Below are 21,413 nucleotides of genomic sequence, written 5' to 3'. Positions count from 1 at the left end.
CCAGCAGTGATTCCAGGTGAGCCTGGGTCTGTTGCTGCGCTTGCTGCAGGTCAGCCAGTTGCGCTTGCTGCGCCGGGCTTGGCGAGTCGCCAAAGGCTGTGCGCGCCTTGGTCAGCTGGGCGCGACTCATGGCCGCGGCAATCTTGGCCTTTTTCAGCGCCGCATCGGCGGCTGCAGCCTTTTGCGCCTGCACCCGCGCAATCGCGGCCTTGATCGGGTCGTCGGCCGGCACCGCAGCCGCCGCGTTCGGGGCGGGCCGCTGGCTGCGCGCGATGCGTTCGGCCTGCTTGCGCGCCTCTTCGCGTTGCAGGCGCTGGGCACGCTGCTCGAAGCGGTGGCGTGCATGGCTGCGCCGGGCGGCGCGGGCGAGCTGCTGTGGCCGGGTGTGAGCAAGGCCGCCGACGATCGGCACGATGGGGCTGTCGGCAGGCAGTGGCAGCAGGTCGATGCAGTCGACCGGGCAAGGCGCCACGCACAGGTCGCAGCCGGTGCATTCGGCGCTGATGACCGTGTGCATCAGCTTGGCGGCGCCGACGATGGCGTCCACCGGGCAGGCCTGGATGCATTTGGTGCAACCGATGCATTCGGCCTCGCGAATGAAGGCGACCTGGGCGGGCGCACTGCCGCGGTCGGTATCCAGGGCAATCACCGGCACCTGCAGCAGTGCGGCCAGTGCGGCAATGGTCTCGCTGCCGCCGGGTGGGCACTTGTTGATGGCCTCGCCCGCCGCCAGCCCCTGGGCGTAAGGCTGGCAGCCGGCATGACCGCACTTGCCGCATTGGGTCTGGGGCAGCAGGGCGTCGATGCGTTGAATCAGGCTCATGAGGTGAACAGTCCGTTGAAACCGAGAAAGGCCAGGGCCATGATCCCTGCGCCGATCAGCTCGATGGGCAGGCCGCGCAAGGCCACGGGGGCCGCGTCGCTGCGTTGGCGCAGGTCGTCGAACAGGCACAGCGCCAGCCAGAAGCCCAGGCCGCCGCCCAGGCTCAGGGCCAGGGTGGCGAACGGGTCGAGCGTGGCATCGCTGGCTTGCAGGGCAAGGCCCAGGACGGCGGCATTGCCCAGCAGCAAGGGTTTGAGGCCGGTGAACGGCCAGTGTGGCAGTTGGCGTTGCAACCGGTTCAGCACCGGCGCTGCCAGCAGAACGCACAGCGGCAGGAACACGAACAGGCGCAGGTACTCCAGTTGCAGCGGGCGCAACCCGTAGCGGTAAAGCAACTGCCCCGGTACGACCGCCAGCACCATCAGCACCAGCGTCGCCAACCCCAGTGCGTGCACCCGGCGACGTGACGCCGGCTCGACGGGCTGCAGCAGCGGGTCGAGCGCGAGGGCCTGGTGCAACACGAGGTTGTTGACCAGCGCAGCGCTGATAAGGGTAAGGAGCAGTTCGGTCATGGGCGCGCCACAGGCAAGAGGCTGTGCGCCATTATCCGGCAATCACGGTGCAATGAGAACGCCCCGGCCGGTCAGGGTCGGGGCGTGGCACTTACTTGATGCGCTGACCCGGCTTGGCGCCGCTGTCAGGGCTGAGCAGGTAGATCTCCTCGCCGCCAGGGCCTGCGGCCATGACCATCCCCTCGCTTACGCCAAAGCGCATTTTGCGTGGCTTGAGGTTGGCGATCATCATGGTCAGACGACCTTCCAGCTTGCTCGGGTCGGGGTAGGCGGACTTGATGCCGGAGAACACGTTGCGCTGCTCGTCACCGATGTCCAGGGTCAGTCGCAGCAGCTTGTCGGCCCCTTCCACGGCTTCGGCCTTGAGAATCAGCGCTACCCGCAGGTCGACGGCGGCAAAGGTGTCGAAGTCGATCTCGGCCGACAGCGGGTCCTTGGTCAGCTCGCCGTTGCCGGTGACCACGCTGGTCTGGCTGGCGGCCAGGTCCTGCTTGGAAGCGTCGACCATGGCTTGCACCTTGACCGGGTCGATGCGGGTCATCAATGCCTTGAACGGGTTCAGCTGGTGGTTCTCGAGACGGCTCTGGTGGTCGTTCCAGGTCAGCGGCGCGACGTTCAGGAACGCCTCGGCATCGCTGGCCAGTTGCGGCAGCACCGGCTTGAGGAAGATCACCAGCTGGCGGAACAGGTTGATGCCCTGGGCGCACACGGCCTGCACTTCGTCCTGCTTGCCTTCCTGCTTGGCCAGCGACCACGGGGCCTTGTCGGCGATCCAGGCGTTGGCGCGGTCGGCCAGGCCCATGATTTCGCGCATCGCACGGGCGAAGTCGCGGCCTTCGTAGGCGTCGGCGATACCCGGTGCCGCAGCCAGGAAGGCCTCGGTCAGCTCCGGTGCGGCGTCGCCGGCCACCATCACGCCGCCGTTACCCTTGTGGATGAACCCTGCGCAGCGGCTGGCGATGTTGACCACCTTGCCGATCAGGTCCGAGTTGACCTTCTGCACGAAGTCTTCCAGGTTCAGGTCCAGGTCATCCACGCCACGGCCCAGCTTGGCCGCGTAGTAGTAGCGCAGGTATTCCGGCGACAGGTGGTCGAGGTAGGTGCGCGCCTTGATGAAGGTGCCACGGGACTTGGACATCTTCTGGCCGTTGACCGTCAGGTAGCCGTGCACGTTGATTGCGGTCGGCTTGCGGTAGCCGGCGCCTTCGAGCATGGCCGGCCAGAACAGCGCGTGGAAGTTGACGATGTCCTTGCCGATGAAGTGGTACAGCTCGGCGCTGGAGTCTTTTTTCCAGTAGGCGTCGAAGTCCAGTTCCGGCGTGCGGTCGCACAGGTTCTTGAAGCTGGCCATGTAGCCGATCGGCGCGTCCAGCCACACATAGAAGTACTTGCCCGGCTCGCCCGGGATCTCGAAGCCGAAGTACGGCGCATCACGGGAGATGTCCCATTCCTGCAGGCCGGAATCCAGCCATTCGGCCAACTTGTTGGCCACGGCGTCCTGCAGTGTGCCGCTGCGGGTCCACTGCTGCAGCATGGCCTGGAAGTCGGGCAGCTTGAAGAAGAAGTGCTGGGAGTCCCTGAGCACCGGGGTGGCGCCGGAGATCGCCGACTTGGGGTTCTTCAGTTCGGTCGGTGCGTAGGTGGCGCCGCATTTTTCGCAGTTGTCGCCATACTGGTCGTCGGCCGCGCATTTGGGGCAGGTGCCCTTGATGAAGCGGTCGGCCAGGAACATCTGCTTGTCGGGGTCGAAATACTGGGTGACCGAGCGCGTGGCGATATGCCCGGCGTCACGCAGTTTCAGGTAGATCTGGCTCGACAGCTCGCGGTTTTCGTCGGCGTGGGTCGAATGGTAGTTGTCGAACTCCACCAGAAAGTCGGCAAAGTCGCCGCAGTGCTCGGCCTGCACGTTCGCGATCAGTTGCTCGGGGGTAATGCCTTCTTTCTCGGCGCGCAGCATGATCGCCGAACCGTGCGCGTCGTCGGCGCACACGTAGGTGCACTGGTTGCCGCGGTACTTCTGGAAGCGCACCCACATGTCTGTCTGAACGTACTCGAGCATGTGGCCAAGGTGGATCGACCCGTTGGCATAGGGCAGGGCGCTGGTGACGAGAATCTGGCGTGGCTCGGACATGGGGGCTCGGCTACTTTCGGCTACAGGGTATGAACGGTGATCGGCCACTATAAAACGATGGGAAATATATTTCACCCCATGGACGTATCTGCCGTTGTTTCACGGGTTAGCATAGCGACCTGTTTCATTCAGTCTTTTATCGGGAGTCTCCATGAGCGCCGTCACTCGCGCAGCGGTTGAAACCGTCCTTCGCCAATACACCGACCCTTACCTGAACCAGGACCCGGTCAGCGCCGGGTGTGTGCGCAGCATCGATATCCAGGGCGACCGGGTCAGCGTGGCCCTGGAGCTGGGCTATGCCGCCGGCCTGTTCAAGAACGGCTGGGCCCAGGTGCTGCAGACTGCCGTCGAGGGGATCGAGGGCGTGGCCTCGGCACAGGTCGAGATCACCTGTGTGATCGCCGCGCACAAGGCCCAGGCGCAGATTCCGGGCCTGGCCAACGTCAAGAACATCGTGGCCGTTGCCTCGGGCAAGGGCGGTGTGGGCAAGTCCACCACCGCCGCCAACCTGGCCCTGGCCCTGGCCCGTGAAGGGGCGCGGGTGGGTATCCTGGATGCCGACATCTATGGCCCCAGCCAGGGCGTGATGTTCGGTATCGCCGAAGGGACCCGGCCGCAGATCCGCGACCAGAAGTGGTTCGTGCCGTTGCGTGCGCATGGCGTGGAAGTCATGTCGATGGCGTTTCTTACCGACGACAACACGCCGATGGTATGGCGTGGCCCGATGGTCTCCGGTGCGTTGCTGCAACTGGTGACCCAGACCGCCTGGGACAACCTCGACTACCTGGTGATCGACATGCCGCCGGGCACCGGCGACATCCAGCTGACCCTGGCGCAGAAGGTGCCGGTGGCTGGTTCGGTGATCGTGACCACGCCGCAGGACCTTGCGCTGCTGGACGCGAAAAAGGGTGTGGAGATGTTCCGCAAGGTGAATATCCCGGTGCTGGGCGTGGTCGAGAACATGGCCGTGCATATCTGCTCGAACTGCGGGCATGCCGAGCACCTGTTCGGTGAAGGTGGTGGCGAGAAGCTGGCGGCGCAGTACGGTGTGGAGCTGCTGGCTTCGCTGCCCCTGTCGATGCTGATTCGCGAGCAGGCCGACAGCGGCAAGCCGACCGCGATTGCCGAGCCTGAAAGCCAGATTGCCATGGTGTACCAGGAACTGGCACGGCAGGTGGGGGCGCGCATCGTGCTGCAGGAAGCGGCGGCGCCGGCGATGCCCAATATCACCATCAGCGAAGACTGAGTCGATACCCTCGCCTGTGTAGGAGCCGGCGTTGTCGGCGAAGGGCCCACTGCATCACCAGGCAGGTACTGCGGTGTTGCCTTCGCCGGCAACGCCGGCTCCTACGGGCAGGCCCACCGGCAAGGCAAAAAAAAGCCCCGCCGGTGAGGGCAGGGCTTTTTTCAAGCAGTGAAGCGCAAGTTAGATAACTTGTACTTCTTCAGCTTGCATGCCTTTCTGACCGCGGGTAGCGACGAAAGAGACCTGCTGGCCTTCTTTCAGGCTTTTGAAGCCGTCAGCTTGAATGGCTTTGAAGTGTACGAACAGGTCGTCACCGGATTGTGGGGTGATGAAGCCGAAGCCTTTTTCATCGTTGAACCACTTAACGGTACCGGTTTGGCGATTGGACATGGTCTGTCTCCTTGGACAAAGTTAATTACGGCTCAGGAAACGCCCTGGCCGAGACTGAGTGCAAAGAGGCAGAAAATTCATGAAGATGGGTTGATCGAGATCTTGCATCAGGTAGAGATTCTCAGTGACACGTGCAGCACAGTGGCGTCACCATAACCCTTTTTCCAGAACGTGCCAATGGTCTTGTTCAGCTTTCGTGCAATTCAAGACTGGCGGCGCCGCGATACCCCGCGCAGGCCCCGTATGACGCGGATCTTGCCGCCAACACCGCACGGAACTTTGAACCCGGCGCCGGGCCCGGTAAGATGCCCCACAGAATTTCTTCACCACGCTATTTCAGGACACCCGCCATGAGCATCAAATCGGACAAGTGGATTCGCCGCATGGCGCAGGAACACGGCATGATCGAGCCCTTCGTCGAGCGTCAGGTACGCGGCGAAAGCGACAACCGGCTGATCTCCTTCGGCGTCTCCAGCTACGGCTACGACGTGCGCTGCGCCGACGAGTTCAAGGTGTTCACCAACATCAATTCGGCCACCGTCGATCCGAAAAACTTCGACGCCGGCAGCTTCGTCGACGTCAAGAGCGACGTGTGCATCATCCCGCCCAACTCCTTCGCCCTGGCGCGCACCGTCGAGTACTTCCGCATCCCGCGCAACGTGCTGACCATCTGCCTGGGCAAGAGCACCTATGCCCGTTGCGGCATCATCGTCAACGTCACCCCGCTCGAGCCGGAGTGGGAAGGCCACGTGACCCTGGAGTTCTCCAACACCACCACCCTGCCGGCCAAGATCTACGCCAACGAAGGCGTGGCGCAGATGCTGTTCCTGGAGTCCGACGAAGAGTGCGAAGTGTCCTATAAGGACCGCGGCGGCAAGTACCAGGGCCAGCGTGGTGTGACCCTGCCGCGCACCTGAGCCGACGAAGCGAGGGAATTACTCGCCGGCAAGGCACTCCAAGCAGATGAACCGTCCCGGCACGCCAGGAGGCGTGTCGGACTTCGCTCAGGAGCCGCCTATGAAACTCGACCCCTCAATCAGCGCCAAACTTGCCGTGCTGCAGCCCAATCAGATCGGGCTGGTGGCCTGGTCATTGCTCGCGCAGCCGCCACTGATGCAGGCCGGTGGCGTCCCCGGCCAGCCTGGCCCGGACACCCCGTCGCCGCCGCAGCCAGGCGATAACCCGCCGATGGAACCGGGTGAACCCACACTTCCTGATGAACCGCCACCGGCACCGGTTGCCTGAGCCTAGGGCTTGACCGGCCATACCTGCGCGTCTGCCGTCAGGTACACGCGCTCACCCGGCTGAGGCTGCACTGCCCAGCCGCCGGTGAAGTCCCCGAAGGCCGGCAGCAGGCCGAGCCGTTCGCCGATCACGAAGCAGGGCAGGCGCAGGCGTTGCCGCGCGCGCCCCCGCAGCACATACACCGGGTGTACGTGGCCGGCCAGCACCAGGTGCGTGGCATGGGGCTCGGGCTCGTGCTGCAAGGCGAACGGCCCCAGCAGCAGCGGGCCGTCAAGCACATCGATGCGCAGCCCCTCGGGCGGGTCGCCGGCATGCAGGTCGTGGTTGCCGCGTATCAGCGTGATCTTCAGCCGGGCGTGCCGTTCCCGCCATTGCCGCACGCGTTCCAGCGTGGCCGCGGCGCGGCCGGTGCGTGCGTGCAGAAAGTCGCCCAGCACGATCAGCTCTTCGCACGGGTAGCTGGTCAGCAGCCGGTCCAGGCGTTGCAGGATCGATTGCGTGGTGCCGCGGGGCACGGGCAGGTGCTGGGCGCGAAATGCCGCCGCCTTGCCGATATGCACATCGGCCACCAGCATCACCCTGCGCGCCGGCCAGTACAGCGCCTTGTCCCCCAGCAGCCAGAGCTGCTCGCCGTGTACGTCGATGTTCAGGCAGTGACTCATTCAGCGCTCCCGGCTCGCGGCCTTTTCCAGGTCGGCGACCATGCGGGCGATGCGGTCGGCGAGCTTTTCCGTGCTCAGGGTTTCGCGCATGCCTTCCACCAGCAGCGGAAAGGCCAGCGGGCCCGGGCGCGCAAGCGGCTGCAGATGCAGGCGCAAACCGCCCAGCCGGCTCAGTACCTGCGCCAGCCGGTCGATCTCAAGCTCTGCGTTCAGTACCTCGTCACGGGCCTGGCCCAGCAGCAGGTTGCCCGCGTCGTGCTGGCGGAACACCTCGAAGAACAGGCCGCTGGACGCCTGGATCTGCCGGGTGCTCTTGTGCGAGCCGGGATAGCCGCCGAACACCAGCCCGGAGATCTGCGCGATTTCGCGAAAACGGCGCATGGTCATTTCGCCGGCATTCAGGCTGGCCAGCACGTCCTCGAGCAGTCCATCGGGGCTCAGCAGGTCCGGCAGCATGGCCGCCCACGGCACTTCGCCAGGGCACAGCAGTTCCAGGCCATAGTCGTTCACCGCAATCGAGAAACTCGCCGGCTGGCTGCGGCTGTAGCGCCACGCCAGCAGGCTGGCCAGCCCAAGGTGGGTGGTGCGCCCGGCAAATGGATAGAGAAACAGATGGCAGCCCTGACGCGAGGTCCAGGTCTCGGCCAGCAGCATGTCGTGGGTGGGGATCACCGACCAGCGCCGCTGCAGCTCCAGCAATGGCTTGACCGCCTGCATGGCCGGCCCGTGGTAGCGACCGTGCGCGGCGCTGTCGAGCTGCTCGACCACGGCCCTGGCCAGCTCGCTGGAAAGCGGCATGCGCCCGCCGTTCCAGCGTGGTACGGCAGGTTTGCGTGCGGTGCTGCGACGCACATAGGCGGTCATGTTGTCGATGCGCACCAGCTCCAGCGTGCGCCCGGCGAACAGGAAGGCATCGCCCGGGCGCAGGCGGGCAACGAAGGCTTCCTCGACACTGCCCAGGTTGCGCCCGCCGCCTCCCTTGCTCCAGAACTTCAGCTGGATGCTCGCATCGCTGACGATGGTGCCGATGCCCATGCGGTGGCGGCGCGCCAGGCGCGCGTTGGCCACCCGCCATACCCCGTCCGGCGCTTCGATGACCCGGTGATAGTCAGGGTAGGCGCCCAGCGAGGCACCGCCGTTGCGCACGAATTCCAGCGCCCATTGCCACTGTTCGTCGCGCAGGTGCCGATAGGCCCAGGTGCTGCGCACTTCCTCGAGCAGTTGCGCGGGGCGAAACCCGGCCCCCAGGGCCATGCTCACCAGGTGCTGCACCAGCACATCCATGCACAGCGCCGGAGAGCGCCTTGCCTCTATCTGGCGTGCTGCCACGGCCTCGCGGGCGGCGGCGGCCTCCACCAGCTCCAGGCTGTGGGTCGGTACCAGGGTCACCCGCGAAGGGCGGCCCGGCGCGTGCCCCGAGCGTCCGGCGCGCTGCATCAGACGCGCCACGCCCTTGGCCGAGCCGATCTGCAACACCCGTTCGACGGGCAGAAAATCCACCCCCAGGTCGAGGCTTGAGGTACATACCACTGCCTTGAGCTGGCCCTGTTTCAGGCTCTGCTCGACCCAGTTGCGGGTTTCGCGGGCCAGCGAGGCGTGATGCAGGGCAATGATGCCGGCCCAGTCGGGGCGCGCCTCCAGCAGCGCCTGATACCACAGCTCGGCCTGGGCGCGGGTGTTGGTGAACACCAGGCAACTGCTGCTGCGCGCCACCTCATCGCGCACCTGCGCGAGCATCTTGAGCCCCATGTGCCCGGCCCAGGGGAAGCGCTCGATGGCTTCGGGCAGCAGGGTATCGACCTCGATGCGCTTGTCCTGGCGGCCTTGCACCAGGCAACCGCCCTCGGGCAGCAGCACGTCGCGGGCATGCTCCAGGTTGCCCAGGGTGGCCGAGATGCCCCATACGATCAGGCCCGGGTGCCAGCGGCGCAGGCGCGCCAGGGCCAGTTGCAGTTGTACACCGCGCTTGTTGCCGAGCAGCTCGTGCCATTCGTCCACCACCACCAGGCGCAGGCTGGCGAACTCGCTCTGCGCCGCATCGCGGGTCAGCAGCAGGGTCAGGCTTTCGGGGGTGGTGATCAGGGCACTGGGCAGGCGCCGGCTCTGGCGGGCACGCTCGGCGCTGGAGGTGTCGCCGCTGCGCACGCCCAGGCTCCAGTGAATCTGCAACGCGTCCAGTGGCGCCTGCAAGGCCCGCGCGGTATCGGCGGCCAGGGCGCGCATGGGGGTGATCCACAGCACTTGCAGCGGTGCCGGGTGCTTGGCGCGTGGCGTGTCCTGGGCATGGAGGTGTTGCAGCGCGGCCAGCCACAGGGCGTAGGTTTTGCCGGCGCCGGTGCTGGCATGCAGCAACCCGGATTCGCCGCGGGCGACGGCGGCCCACACGCGCTTCTGAAAGGCGAAGGGCTTCCAGCCACGGGTGGCAAACCAGGGGCCAGCAAGGTCGGACGGTTTACGCATGCCGGGGCCGCTTGTGGGCAGTGGGTGTGTCTTCACAGACCATCAATGCCCGGCATTAGTTTTAGCGGGTGACAATCGTCGGGTTATTTGAGGTTGCCACTCAGGAACTGGCGCAGCCGCTCGCTCCTGGGGTTGCCCAGCACATCGGCCGGTGCGCCCTGTTCCTCCACCAGCCCCTGATGCAGGAACAGCACCTGGCTCGATACCTGCCGTGCAAAGCTCATTTCGTGGGTCACCATGATCATGGTGCGGCCTTCCTCGGCCAGCCCCTGGATCACCCGCAGCACTTCCCCCACCAGCTCCGGGTCCAGCGCCGAAGTCGGCTCGTCGAACAGCATCACCTCCGGCTCCATTGCCAGCGCCCGCGCGATCGCCACCCGCTGCTGCTGGCCACCGGACAGGAACGCCGGGTACTGGTCTGCCACCCGGGGCGCCAGGCCTACCTTGTCCAGGTAGGCACGTGCCCGTTCCTCGGCCTCGTGCCGGCTTACCCCCAGCACCCGGCGCGGCGCCATGCTGATGTTCTCCAGCACGCTCAGGTGGCTCCACAGGTTGAAATGCTGGAACACCATGGCCAGGCGCGTGCGGATACGCTGCAGCTCGTCGGCATCGGCCACGCGCAGGCCGTGGCGGTCGTGCACCATGCGCACCGGCTGGCCGTCCAGGGTCATGCTGCCCTCGTCGGGCTGTTCGAGAAAATTGATGCAGCGCAGAAAGGTGCTCTTGCCCGAGCCACTGGCGCCGATCAGGCTGATCACGTCGCCGGTGCTGGCCTGCAGTGAAACGCCCTTGAGCACATGGTGCTCGCCGTAGCGCTTGTGCAGGCCTTCGATGGTCAGTTTGTACATGCACGGCCCCTCATGGCGATAACAGGTAGCCGCTGCGGTACGGCTGGTTGCCCGCCACATGCGCAATCACCATGCCAGCGGTGGCCATGCGTCGCAGCGAGCGGGCATACAGCAGCCCGGCCTGCTGGTTGTATACCGGGGTCACGCGGTCGCTGAGCGGGTCGATCACCTCGGCGATCAGTTGCCCGGCCTGCACCGGCTGGCCCGGGGTGACATGAAACACCAGCAGGCCGCCCAGCGGCGTGGCCACCGGTTCGACCGCCGCCAGCGGTGTGGCCGGGTAGGGCAGGGGCGGCAAGGGGGCTGCCTCGCCTTCGATGGCACCGAAACGGGTCAGGTAGTTCAGGATCGCCTCGCAGTCGGTGCTGGCCAGCGGGTGGCTCACATCGCCCTGACCGCGCAGCTCCACCGTCACCGAAAAGCTGCCCTGGGGGATGGGGAACTGCTTGGCAAAGCGTTGCTGCAGCTGCCACCACACCAGGGTGAAACACTCATCGAACGACTGCCCGCCCGAATCGGTGGCCAGCAGGCTGGCCTGGGCCCCGAGGTAGCGCGACAGCGCCTCGACCCGGGGCCAGGCTTCCGGGGTGGTGTACAGGTGTGCGACGGCCTCGAAGTCGCAGTGCAGGTCCAGCACCATGTCGGCATCGCAGGCCAGGCGTTGCAGTACCAGGCGCTGGGATTGCAGCGGGGTGGCGGCGGGCTGCGCGTCCAGCGCCCGGCGCATGCACTCGCGAATCAGCTCGACGTTGTGCCGCGGGTCCTGGGTCAGGTGCGCCTCGATCTGGTCACCGATGGTGTCGCTCAGGTCGACGAAGTGGCGGTTGAAGTTCTCGCCGCTCTGCAGCTCGAAACGCCCCAGGGGCACGTCCATCAGCACCTGTTCCAGGCCCACCGGGTTGGCGATGGGCACCAGCACGATCTCGTGGCGCAGGCGGCCCTGGCTCTGCAATTCGCCCAGGCGTTGCTTGAGGTGCCAGGCCACCAGCATGCCGGGCAGCTCGTCGGCATGCAGCGAAGCCTGGATATAGACCTTGCCGGCACCGCGCGGGCCGAAGTGGAAGCTGTGGATCTGGCGGCAAATCCCCGGCACCGGGGCCAGGATGTCGTGGGTCTTGTGGTGCATGAACGGTCCTAGTGTGCGGGGCCGAGGAAGGCCAGCCAGCGTCGTTCGGCCAGGCGGAACAGGCCCACCAGTGCGAACGTCACGCACAGGTAGATGATGGCGGCCGTACCGAACGACTGAAAGGTCAGAAAGGTGGCCGAGTTGGCGTCGCGGGCGACCTTGAGGATGTCCGGCACGGTGGCGGTGAAGGCCACGGTGGTCGAGTGCAGCATCAGGATCACCTCATTGCTGTAGTACGGCAGCGAGCGGCGCAACGCGGACGGCATGATGATATAAGCATAAAGTTTCCAGCCGCGCAGGCCGTAGGCCCTGGCCGCTTCGACTTCACCGTGGTGCATGCTGCGGATGGCGCCGGCGAAGATCTCGGTGGTGTAGGCGCAGGTGTTCAGGGCAAAGGCCAGGATGGTGCAGTTCATGGCGTCGCGAAAGAAGCTGTCGAGCAGCGGTTGCCCGCGCACCACCTCCAGGCTGTAGATGCCGGTGTAGCAGATCAGCAGCTGGATATACAGCGGCGTGCCGCGAAACAGGTAGGTGTAGAACTGCACTGGCCAGCGCACCAACAGGCGCCGTGACACCCGTGCGATCGACAGCGGGATCGACACCACGAAGCCGATCAGCAGCGAGGCGCTGAGCAGCCACATCGTCATCGCCAGCCCGGTGATGTGGGTGCCGTCGGTATAGAGGAACGCGCGCCAGTATTCCTGCAGCAGCTCGATCATCGCAGTGCCTCCCGGGTGCCGACGTTGTAGCGCCGTTCGAGCCAGCGCAGGGCCACGTTTGAAGCGCTGGTGATCAGCAGGTAGATGAAGGCCGCCACCACCAGAAAGTAGAACAGCTGGTAGCTGCTCTTGCCGGCATCCTGGGCGGCCTTGACCAGGTCGGCCAGGCCGATGATCGACACCAGCGCGGTGGCCTTGAGCATCACCATCCAGTTGTTGCCGATGCCCGGCAGGGCGAAGCGCATCATCTGCGGGAACACCACGAAGCGAAACCGCTGAAAGCGCTTGAGGCCATAGGCGGTGGCCGCTTCGACCTGGCCGCGCGGCACCGCGAGGATCGCGCCGCGAAAGGTCTCGGTGAAATAGGCACCGTAGATGAAGCCCAGGGTGATGACCCCGGCAGCGAAGGGGTTGATCTCGATGTAGTCCCACTCCATGGCGTCGGTCAGGCTGGTGAGCCCGGTCTGCAGGCTGTAGAAGATCAACAGCATCAGCACCAGGTCGGGCACCCCGCGGATCAGCGTGGTGTAGAGCTGCGCGGGGATGCGTAGCAGCGGCAGCGCGGAGAGCTTGGCGCTGGCGCCGAGCAGGCCCAGGCCGACGCTGACCAGCAGCGACATGAAGGACAGTTGCAGGGTCATCCAGGTGCCTTGCAGCAGCAGCGGGCCGAAGCCCCTGAGGCTGAAGGCGCCAAGGCCCAGGTGTTGCAGGAGGTCGTCAAGCATGGGGCGAGCCTGTGCGGGTGGGACCTTGGGTACGCGGTGAGTCAGCTCTTGCACGCACCGCGAACCCGTGTAGGAGCCGGACTTGCCGGCGAAGAGGCCGGCCCTACTTGCCGCTGTACAGGTTCAGATCACCAAAGTGCTTCTTCTGGATGTCGGCATAGGTGCCATCATCGTGTAACGCTTTGATACCTTTGTTCAGCAAGGCCTTCAGCTCGCTGTTACCTTTCTTAATGCCCACCGCCGTCTTCGACGGCAGCAATTCGCTGTCCACCGGTTGGCTCACTTCGTAGCCCGCGCCTTGTGGCGATTTCAGAAAGCCCAGTTCGGCCTGCAGCATGTCCTGGATCGAGGCGTCCAGGCGTCCCGAAATCAGGTCGGCATACACCTGGTCCTGGTTCTGGTAGGCCTGGGTCTTGACCCCGGCCTTGTCCAGCACGGCCTTGGCATAGGCTTCCTGGATGGTGCCCTGCTCGTAGCCGACGGTCTTGCCCTTGAGCGAGGCCGGGTCGGCGCTCATACCTGCACCTTTTCTGAACACCAGTGCGGTAGGCCCGGAGAACAGCTCGTCAGAGAAGTCGATGACCTTCTCCCGCGCCGGGGTCACCGTCATGGACGAGATCACGCCGTCGAACTTGTTGGCCTTGAGGCCCGGAACCATGCCGTCGAAGTCGCTCTCGACCCACCTGCACTTGACCTTGAGCTCGGCGCAGATCGCGTTGCCCAGGTCGATGTCGAAGCCCACCAGGCTGCCGTCGGCGGCCTTGGACTCGAAAGGGGCGTAGGAGGGATCGACGCCGAAGCGCAGTTCCTTGTAGTCCTTGGCCAGGGTGTTGCCCGCAGCCAGGCACAGCGCTAGAGCAGACAGCGTCAGCAGAGCTTTTTTCATGGTGTGGTCCTTCAAGCGCAAATGATGGGTGGCTGCGCAGCGTTACCGCTGGCCGCTCGACATCAAGCTCACAGCAATTTCCGCACCATAGTCCCAATTGCTGCGTTTCGCTTACCCCAGCAGCGACTGCAACGTGGCCAGGTCGTCTGCTTCGTCCACCGGTTTGTCCAGGCGCCAGCGCAGCATCCGCGGGAAGCGCACCGCAATCCCGCTCTTGTGGCGCTTGGACAGTGCGATGCCCTCGAAGCCGAGTTCGAACACCAGCGTCGGGGTCACGCTGCGTACCGGCCCGAAGGTTTCCACGGTGGTCTTGCGGATGATTGCATCAACCTTGCGCATCTCTTCGTCGCTGAGCCCCGAATACGCCTTGGCAAAGGGCACAAGGCTACGCTGCGGGCTGCCGGCGGGGGCGTCCCACACCGCAAAGGTGTAGTCGCTGTACAGGCTGGCGCGCCGGCCATGTCCGCGCTGGGCATAGATCAGCACCGCGTCCACGCTGAACGGGTCGATTTTCCACTTCCACCACACCCCCATGTCCTTGGTGCGGCCCACCCCGTACAGGGCGTCGCGGGCCTTGAGCATCAGGCCCTCGACCCCCAGGCTGCGCGATGCCTCGCGCTGGGCGGCAAGCTCGGTCCAGGTGTCGCCCTGCAGCACCGGCGACAGGCGCAGCGCCGGGTGCGCAGTGGTCTGCACCAGCGCTTCCAGCTGCGCCCGGCGCTCGGCCTGCGGGCGGCTGCGCCAGTCGGCGCCCTGCCATTCGAGCAGGTCGTAGCCCAATAGCACCACTGGCGCATCGGCCAGGATCTTCTTGCCCAGGGTCTTGCGCCCGATGCGCTGCTGCAGCAGGGCGAAGGGTTGCACGCCGTCGCGCCACACCACGATCTCGCCGTCCACCACGCAGCCATCGGGCAGCACGGCGGCCAGCGCCTGCAGTTCGGGGAAGCGCTCGGTCAGCAGCTCCTCGCCGCGTGACCACACCCACAACTGGCCCTCGCGTTTGACCACCTGCGCACGGATGCCGTCCCACTTCCATTCCGCCTGCCAGGCCTGGGGCGGGCCGAGCAGGGCGTCGAACTGGTCCACCGGCTGTTGCAGCGCATGGGCCAGAAAGAACGGGTACGGCTGGCCGCCGCGCTGGGCATGTTCGTCTTCGGACTCGGCCGCGATCAGCTTGAGGTAGCCCTGGGCCGTGGGGCGGTGCGACAGGTCGGTGTAGCCCACCAGGCGCTGAGCCACGCGCTTGCTGTCGATGTCGGCCAGTTGCGCCAGGGCGCGGGTGACCAGCAGCTTCGACACGCCGACGCGAAAGCTGCCGGTGACCAGCTTCAGGCACACCAGCAGGCTCTGCCGGTCAAGCTGTGCCCACAGGGGCGGCAGGCGCTGCGCCAGGGTTTCGGGCGGCAGTCCGCGCAGCGGCAGCAGGCAATCCTCGACCCAGTAGGCCAGGCCCGCGTCGCTGCTGTGGGCGGCTTCGGGCAGCAGCAGCGAAAAGGTCTCGGCCAGGTCGCCCACGGCCTGGTAGCTCTCCTCGAACAACCAGTCGGGCAAACCCGACAGGCTGATTGCCAGTTCGCGCAGCAGCCGTGTGGGCACCAGCTGGCGCGGCCGCCCGCCGGCCAGGAAGTACACCGCCCAGGCGGCGTCTGCGGGGCTGGCGCTGGCGAAGTAGCGCACCAGTGCATCGCGCTTGGCGTTGCTCGAGGTGGTGGCGTCGAGCTGGCCGTAGAGTTCGGCGAAGGCCTTCATGCGCTGGCCTCGGTCGGGGCGCCTTCATCCTCGTCACCGTATTCGGTGACGAACGCCTGGGCATCCAGCCCGCGCTCGCACAGGTAGCGCACCAGCACGGCCACCGAGCCGTGGGTCACCATCACCCGCTGCGCCCCGGTCTGTTCGATGGCCCACAGCAGGCCGGGCCAGTCGGCGTGGTCGGAGAGCACGAAGCCGCGGTCCACCCCGCGCCGGCGCCGGGTGCCGCGCAGGCGCATCCAGCCGCTGGCGAAGGCGTCGCTGTAGTCGCCGAAGCGGCGCATCCAGCTGCTGCCGGCCGCCGAGGGCGGGGCCAGGATCAGCGCCTGGCGCATGCGTGGGTCGTGCTTGTCCATCTCGCTGGCATGCAGCGTGGCGGGCAGGGCGACACCCGCTTCGCGGTATACCCGGTTCAGCGGCTCGACCGCGCCATGCACCAGGATCGGCCCCAGGCTCGGGTCCAGGCCATGCAGGATGCGCTGCGCCTTGCCGAACGAATAGCAGAACAGCACGCTGGCCTTGCCCAGTGTGATGTTCTCGCGCCACCACGCATTGATCTGGTCGAAGATCTGCTGCTGGGGCTCCCAGCGGTAGATCGGCAGGCCGAAGGTCGACTCGGTGATGAAGGTGTGGCAGCGCACCGGTTCGAACGGTGCGCAGGTGCCATCGGGTTCGACCTTGTAGTCGCCGGACGCCACCCACACCTCGCCGCGATACTCCAGGCGCACCTGGGCCGAGCCCAGCACATGGCCGGCCGGGTGCAAGCTCAGGGCCACCCCGCCGTGGTCCAGGCGCTGGCCGTAGTCGAGGGTCTGCAGGTTGATGTCGGCGCCCAGGCGGCTGCGCAGGATGCCCGCGCCGGGGCTGGCGGTGAGGTAGTGGCGGTTGCCGTTGCGGGCGTGGTCGCCATGGCCGTGGGTGATCACCGCACGTTCAACGGGGCGCCACGGGTCGATGTAGAAATCCCCGGGTGGGCAATACAATCCTTCGGGTCGTGCAATCACCAGGTCCATGCCAAGGCCGCTGCGCTGGGGGTTTAACCTAGGAGCGCGGCCGGGCCGGTGAAGTTCGATCCGAAAGCGTCGCCGGCGTGCTGCCGGCTACGCTGCAGGGGGGCTGCTTCAGTAGCGCGCGTCTACCGGGCGCCCGCCGTTGGGCCAGTCCTTGACCTTGTCGGGGAAGTCCGGGCGTGGCTGGCTGGAGAACCAGGCCGCCACGTCCACCGCGTCCTGGTCGGACAGGCCGCCCTGGCCGAGCGGGAACTTCTCGTGCATGCCGATCGGCATGTTGCGTTTGACGAAGGCGGCCGCAGTGTAGGTGCGCGCCATGCCGGCACCGATGTTGAACGACTGCTCGCCCCACAGCGGCGGGAAGATCCAGGTGCCGTCGGCACGGGTCAGGCCTTCGCCGTCGTTGCCATGGCACACCGCGCACTGCTGGGCATACACCTGCTTGCCGTTGTCCAGGTCGGGCTTGATCGACGGGTCGACCTTGCCTACACCGCGCCCTGGCACCTTGTCCTCGGGCTTGGTGTTGTTCTTCATCCACTCGAAGTACGCCACCATCGCCTGCATGTCGGCCCCTTGCGGTGGCAGCGGCGAGCCGCTCATCGAGCGGCGGAAGCAGCCGTTGATCCGCTCCTCCAGGGTGATCACCTTGCCCGCCCGTGGCGCATAGCCGGGGAAGAAGGCCGATACCCCGACGAACGGCGAACCGTCGGCCACGGTGCCGGCGTTCAGGTGGCAACTGGTGCAGTTGAGCGCGTTGCCGACGTTGTCGGGCAGCAGGTCACGGGTCTGCAGGTGCAGGCGCATGCCGCGCACCACCTCATCGGCATTGCTGGCCGCCAGCAGGTCGGCCAGGCGCGGGGTCTCGAAGGTCGAGGCGTCGCGATCCTGGGGCTTGAGCTGCTGGCGCAACTTGGCCACCTGCGCTGCGCTGATCGCCGAGCCGTCGTTGCCCCAGCTGCTGCGCACGAACGTGAGGATCTCGGCGATCTCGGTGTCGGTCAGGCGCGAGAACCCGGGCATGGTGTACACCCGCGGGTGGGCGACGGTTTCGGCGGTCTGCCAGCCGGTCAGCGTGATGTGCAGCAGCGAGGTCGGGTTGGCCGAGGCCACGCTGGGGTTGTGCGCCAGTGGCGGGAACATGCCCGCCACGCCGGCGCCGTCCGGGCGGTGGCAGTCGCTGCAGAACTGCGTGTAGCCCAGCCCGCCGCGGGTGGTGAACAGGTTGTCCGGCGCTGGGGCAGGGGTTCGTTCCACCATCGGCATCGGCAGGTCGTCCTTGCCCGGCGGCAACGACTTGAGGTAGCGCGCGATGGCGGTGAGGTCGGCGTCGGTGAAGTGCTGGGTACTGTGGGAGATCACCTCGGCCATGTTGCCCGACACCGTGGCAAAGCGGTTCTGCCCGGTCTTGAGCAACTGCACGGTGTCGTCCACCGTCCACAGGTTGCGCAGGCTCAGGGCGCGCCAGTGCTCCACGGTCTCGCCTGCCAGGAAGTGCTGGCCGGCGCTGCCGGCGTCGTCCATGGCCTTTTCCTGGAAGGCCACGCCGCGCGGGGTATGGCAGGCGCCGCAGTGGCCCAGGCCCTGTACCAGGTAGGCGCCGCGGTTGAGCTCGTCGCTGCGGGCCGGGTCGGCCACGAAGGGCTGCTTGTCGAGAAACACCAGGTTCCACAGCGACAGGCCCCAGCGCTGGCTGAACGGAAACTTCATGTCCGCTTCCAGGTTGGGCTGGTTGACCGGCTTCACGTCCTCCATCAGGTAGGCGTACAGGTCGCGCATGTCGCCTTCGGTCATTTTCGCGTAGGAGGGGTAGGGCATGGCCGGGTACAGGTTGGTGCCGGCCGCGTTCACCCCTTCGCGCATGGCGCGGTCGAACTGCTCGAAGGTGTAGCGGCCGATGCCGGTGACCTTGTCGGGGGTGATGTTGCTGGAGTAGATGGTGCCCATCGGCGTGGTCAGTTCGAGGCCGCCGGCCATCAACTCGCCGCCCTTGGCGGTGTGGCAGGCCACGCAGTCGCCCAGGCGGGCAATGTAGGCGCCGCGTTCGACTGCCGTTGCCGGGGGCGGCTCACTGGCAGAGGCGGGGTACGCAAACAGCAGCGTCGAGCCAAGCATGGCCAGACGCGATACAAGAGAAGCCATCGCAATCGTCCTTTGGATGCGGCCGCAGGTGGTCCTGTAGGCACGTATCCGCAATCGTTTTTATAGGGTCATCAGACAAACCCGGTTATAGCCGATGGACGAGGGTGGCACTTTGATATGGATCAGCGCGGGGCGAGAAGGGGGCTCGCCGCCAGGGCGACGGCGAGCCGAAGGGGTTACTTGCCGGGCACCAGGGTCAGGCGCTTGCTGCCGTAGGCGCGTTCGAAGTTCTGCGGCTGCATCGGGAAGGTCACGTAGCTGCCCTTGAACCAGGCATCCAGGCCGTCGGCGAAATGCGCGCTGGCCGGGTTGCCCGACTGCCCGCTGCTGCTCACCCCCTGCAGCGGCTCGGCCAGGCCGAAGTCGACCACCATGCGCATCGACGGCATCAGGCGGGCGTTGAAGTCCTGGCCCCAGGCATAGGCCGAGGCGTTGAGTGTGGTGTGGTCGCCGCCGGTGGCCAGCGGGCCGCGCTTGAGCGTGTCGCCCAGGCCATAGGGTGCGCTGACGGGCCAGTGGTACTGGTGCAGCTTGCCCCATTGCCAGGCCCGGCGGTCGGTGCCCATCTGCGCTTCGCCGGCGCTGATGGCCGCGGCCAGGCTGCGGGCCAGGATCGTCGGCTTGTCCTGCTTGCCCGGGCTGTTGCGGTCGTCCCAGAACGGGCTGTCGTCGCGGCCCAGCAGGTGATCGGCCTGGGCCGAGTACGACAGCCGCGCATTGGCGACGAAGGCTTGCCAGCTCGGGCTGGTTTCAGGCCCCAGTTCATCGAGGAAGATCTGCCGGGCGCTTTGCTGCAGGAACAGCTCGTACACCGCGGCATCCGCCGATTGCGGGCTCAGGCGCCCGTCGAACGCCATCAGCCGGGTGTAGGCCTCGCGGGCGCGGGCCTTCTGCTCGGCGGGCAGGGCGTCGATGGCCTGCTTGAGCGGCTGGGCCATGCCGGGTGCTTCGAACATGGCCTTGAGCTTGGCGGCGAACAGGGTGGTCTGGTCGTACTGCATGGCGATCAGGCTGCGGCTGTCGTGCTTGCCGTTGCCGGCCAGCTGCGCCAGGCGTTCGGCACGCTCGGGGTAGTACCAGCTGTTGGACAGTTGCAGGCCATAGCCCTTGGGAATGCTGCGCTGGTTGGCATTGCCCAGCCAGCCTTGCGGCGGGTCCTGGTCGTAGGGGTGGAGCATGGCGTCGGCGTAGCCATCCCAGTCATAGCGCCCGTCGGCACCTGGGGAGGGCAGCAGGCCCTGGCCTTCGCGGCGGTTGGGGTAGCGGCCGGTAACCTGCCAGCCCACGTTGGCGGCGTCGGCGAACACCAGGTTCAGCGCGGCGGCGCCGATTTCGCGGCTGGCGTCGAAGGCACGTTCGACGCTCTGTGCCCGCGACAGGTCGAAGAACGCATCAAGGCTCTTGTCGCCCTTGAGTTCGGGCATCTTCAGGGCCAGGCCGAGGCTGCCCTGGGTGCCGGTCAGCAGGGCGCCGTGGCGGGTTTCGTACAGGGTTTCGCGTTGCGGGCGCTGGCCCTTGACGAAGTAGGTCTCGTTGCGCGCCTGCACCGGCTGCCAGCGGCCGTCGACTTCATAGAGCACGCGGTTGCCTTCGCGCTTGAGTTTTTCCAGGTACAGGTCCTGGTTGTCGCCCATTGCCGCGCTGCTGCTCCAGGCCAGCTTGCCGTTGAAGCCGGACAGCACGAACGGCAGGCCGGCCAGGCTGAAGCCGGCGGCCTGGTATTTGGTGGTACGTACCTGCACCGGGCTCAAGGCCCAGGCGCCCTGGCTGTCGCTGGCCAGCAGGCTGCGGCCGCTGCGGCTGCGCTGCGGGGCGATGGCCCAGTTGCTCGACGCCGGGGTGCCCAGCAGGTTGAGCGCGGCCAGTTGCTCGCTGACCTTGTTCAGTGTGGCCAGGCCCGGCAGCTGGCTGCCCGGGTTCAAACCCTTGAGCTTGTCGGCTTCGGCCATGGCCAGCGGTTCGTCCGGGTAGCTGGGCAGCAGCCACGGCAGTGTGTCGGCACCGACTTTCTGCGCCAGGGTCAGTGCGGCGATTTCTTCCTGCAGGTTCACCGACTGGCTGAAGCTGTACAGGCTGAAGATCAGCGCCGAATCTTCAGGCTTCCAGTACTCGGGGCGGTAGCCGCTCTGGGCCAGCGGGGCCGGCAGGCGGTCGCGGTAGCGGAACAGGTAGGCGTTGACCCCGCGTGCGTACACCTCGAAGAAGCGCTTGAGGCGCGGCGAGGCGTCGGCGTAGAGGTCGCTGGCGTTCTTTTTCAGGTTGACCGCGCGCATGAAGCGGTCGACCTCCAGCGCATCCGGGCCGGCCATCTCGGCCAGGCGCCCCTGGGCCAGCAGACGCATGCCGACCATCTGCCCGATGCGATCGCCCGCGTGCACATAGCCCAGGGTGAACAGCGCATCGTGGAAGCTGCTGCTCTCGATCAGCGGCATGCCCAGGGCGTTGCGCCGCACCGAGACGTTCTGTGCCAGCCCCTTGAGCGGTTGCACGCCGCTGGTGGGGATGACGCTGTCCTGATGGTTGCCCAGTTGGCAACCGCCCAGGCTGAGCAGCCCGAGCAGGGTCGCGGCGACGCCGAACCGGGGTAGAACGGGGGAAAGGGCTGGCGAGGCCATGGGCAAGGCTCCTGCAGGGGATGGCGCTAAAAGGCGCTACGTTAGTGAGCGCGATCACGCCATGCAA

The 21,413-nt window shown here is 66.5% G+C and carries 17 protein-coding genes and 1 pseudogene; 3 read left to right on the top strand and 15 right to left on the bottom strand.

Annotated features, from left to right (window positions below; translation table 11 throughout):
• Positions 1-7 precede the first annotated feature (7 nt).
• The 3 genes and pseudogenes from NJH59_RS10260 to metG all read right to left on the bottom strand — a co-directional run.
• Positions 8-823, bottom strand: a pseudogene (locus NJH59_RS10260) (RnfABCDGE type electron transport complex subunit B); the annotation flags it as partial.
• Positions 820-1,395, bottom strand: a complete 576-nt coding sequence (locus NJH59_RS10255) for an Rnf-Nqr domain containing protein (RefSeq protein WP_043861962.1) — start codon at positions 1,393-1,395, stop codon at positions 820-822. The gene NJH59_RS10255 and the pseudogene NJH59_RS10260, both read right to left, overlap by 4 nt.
• A 91-nt stretch (positions 1,396-1,486) precedes the next feature.
• Positions 1,487-3,526 carry a methionine--tRNA ligase gene (gene metG / locus NJH59_RS10250; protein WP_043861961.1) on the bottom strand — a complete coding sequence of 680 codons (2,040 nt, stop codon included), beginning with the start codon at positions 3,524-3,526 and terminating at the stop codon, positions 1,487-1,489.
• Positions 3,527-3,677: 151 nt separating this feature from the next.
• Between metG and apbC the strand changes: the two genes are divergently transcribed.
• On the top strand, positions 3,678-4,772 hold the full coding sequence (apbC, locus tag NJH59_RS10245; RefSeq protein ID WP_058540969.1) for an iron-sulfur cluster carrier protein ApbC: 1,095 nt from the start codon (positions 3,678-3,680) through the stop codon (positions 4,770-4,772).
• 180 nt (positions 4,773-4,952) lie between these two features.
• Here apbC and NJH59_RS10240 read toward each other — a convergent pair whose 3' ends face one another.
• Positions 4,953-5,162 (bottom strand): cold-shock protein, encoded by a 210-nt coding sequence (locus tag NJH59_RS10240; RefSeq protein WP_008365925.1) that lies wholly within the window; start codon positions 5,160-5,162, stop codon positions 4,953-4,955.
• Between the two features lie 350 nt (positions 5,163-5,512).
• Here NJH59_RS10240 and dcd point away from each other — a divergent pair, with 350 nt between their 5' ends.
• Positions 5,513-6,079 carry a dCTP deaminase gene (gene dcd, locus NJH59_RS10235; protein ID WP_028943496.1) on the top strand — a complete coding sequence of 189 codons (567 nt, stop codon included), beginning with the start codon at positions 5,513-5,515 and terminating at the stop codon, positions 6,077-6,079.
• Between the two features lie 100 nt (positions 6,080-6,179).
• Positions 6,180-6,407, top strand: coding sequence for a hypothetical protein (locus tag NJH59_RS10230; protein WP_058540970.1), 228 nt, complete (start codon positions 6,180-6,182; stop codon positions 6,405-6,407).
• A 2-nt stretch (positions 6,408-6,409) separates the two neighbouring features.
• Here the strand turns inward: NJH59_RS10230 and pdeM are convergent, their stop codons facing one another.
• From pdeM to NJH59_RS10175, 11 genes are all read right to left on the bottom strand, one after another.
• Positions 6,410-7,069 (bottom strand): ligase-associated DNA damage response endonuclease PdeM, encoded by a 660-nt coding sequence (pdeM, locus tag NJH59_RS10225; protein ID WP_253086743.1) that lies wholly within the window; start codon positions 7,067-7,069, stop codon positions 6,410-6,412.
• The gene (locus NJH59_RS10220; RefSeq protein WP_253086742.1) at positions 7,070-9,529 is read right to left on the bottom strand and encodes a ligase-associated DNA damage response DEXH box helicase; all 2,460 of its coding nucleotides are present in this window, start codon (positions 9,527-9,529) and stop codon (positions 7,070-7,072) included.
• An 83-nt stretch (positions 9,530-9,612) separates the two neighbouring features.
• Positions 9,613-10,377, bottom strand: a complete 765-nt coding sequence (locus NJH59_RS10215; RefSeq protein ID WP_054914743.1) for an ABC transporter ATP-binding protein — start codon at positions 10,375-10,377, stop codon at positions 9,613-9,615.
• Between the two features lie 10 nt (positions 10,378-10,387).
• Positions 10,388-11,503 carry a succinylglutamate desuccinylase/aspartoacylase family protein gene (locus NJH59_RS10210; protein WP_054914742.1) on the bottom strand — a complete coding sequence of 372 codons (1,116 nt, stop codon included), beginning with the start codon at positions 11,501-11,503 and terminating at the stop codon, positions 10,388-10,390.
• Positions 11,504-11,511: 8 nt separating this feature from the next.
• Positions 11,512-12,222: an ABC transporter permease gene (locus tag NJH59_RS10205; RefSeq protein WP_253086741.1), complete on the bottom strand. Its 711-nt coding sequence runs from the start codon at positions 12,220-12,222 to the stop codon at positions 11,512-11,514.
• Positions 12,219-12,947 (bottom strand): ABC transporter permease, encoded by a 729-nt coding sequence (locus NJH59_RS10200; RefSeq protein WP_043861954.1) that lies wholly within the window; start codon positions 12,945-12,947, stop codon positions 12,219-12,221. Before NJH59_RS10200 ends, NJH59_RS10205 begins: the two co-directional genes overlap by 4 nt.
• 103 nt (positions 12,948-13,050) lie before the next feature.
• Complete coding sequence (locus NJH59_RS10195) at positions 13,051-13,833, bottom strand: transporter substrate-binding domain-containing protein (RefSeq protein ID WP_253086740.1); 783 nt, start codon at positions 13,831-13,833, stop codon at positions 13,051-13,053.
• Between the two features lie 111 nt (positions 13,834-13,944).
• A complete protein-coding gene (locus tag NJH59_RS10190; RefSeq protein ID WP_253086739.1) occupies positions 13,945-15,582 on the bottom strand; it encodes an ATP-dependent DNA ligase in 1,638 nt (545 codons plus the stop codon).
• Entirely contained in the window at positions 15,579-16,595 is a 1,017-nt protein-coding gene (locus tag NJH59_RS10185) for a ligase-associated DNA damage response exonuclease (RefSeq protein WP_078480563.1), read from the bottom strand. The genes NJH59_RS10190 and NJH59_RS10185 overlap by 4 nt, the downstream gene beginning before the upstream one ends.
• A gap of 108 nt (positions 16,596-16,703) precedes the next feature.
• On the bottom strand, positions 16,704-18,731 hold the full coding sequence (locus NJH59_RS10180; RefSeq protein ID WP_253086738.1) for a c-type cytochrome: 2,028 nt from the start codon (positions 18,729-18,731) through the stop codon (positions 16,704-16,706).
• 176 nt (positions 18,732-18,907) lie between these two features.
• Positions 18,908-21,346, bottom strand: a complete 2,439-nt coding sequence (locus NJH59_RS10175) for a penicillin acylase family protein (RefSeq protein ID WP_253086737.1) — start codon at positions 21,344-21,346, stop codon at positions 18,908-18,910.
• Positions 21,347-21,413: the final 67 nt, after the last annotated feature.

Source organism: Pseudomonas sp. VE 267-6A, assembly GCF_024126555.1.
Classification (GTDB): domain Bacteria; phylum Pseudomonadota; class Gammaproteobacteria; order Pseudomonadales; family Pseudomonadaceae; genus Aquipseudomonas; species Aquipseudomonas palmensis.
This window is presented reverse-complemented; position numbering and strand designations above follow the sequence as displayed.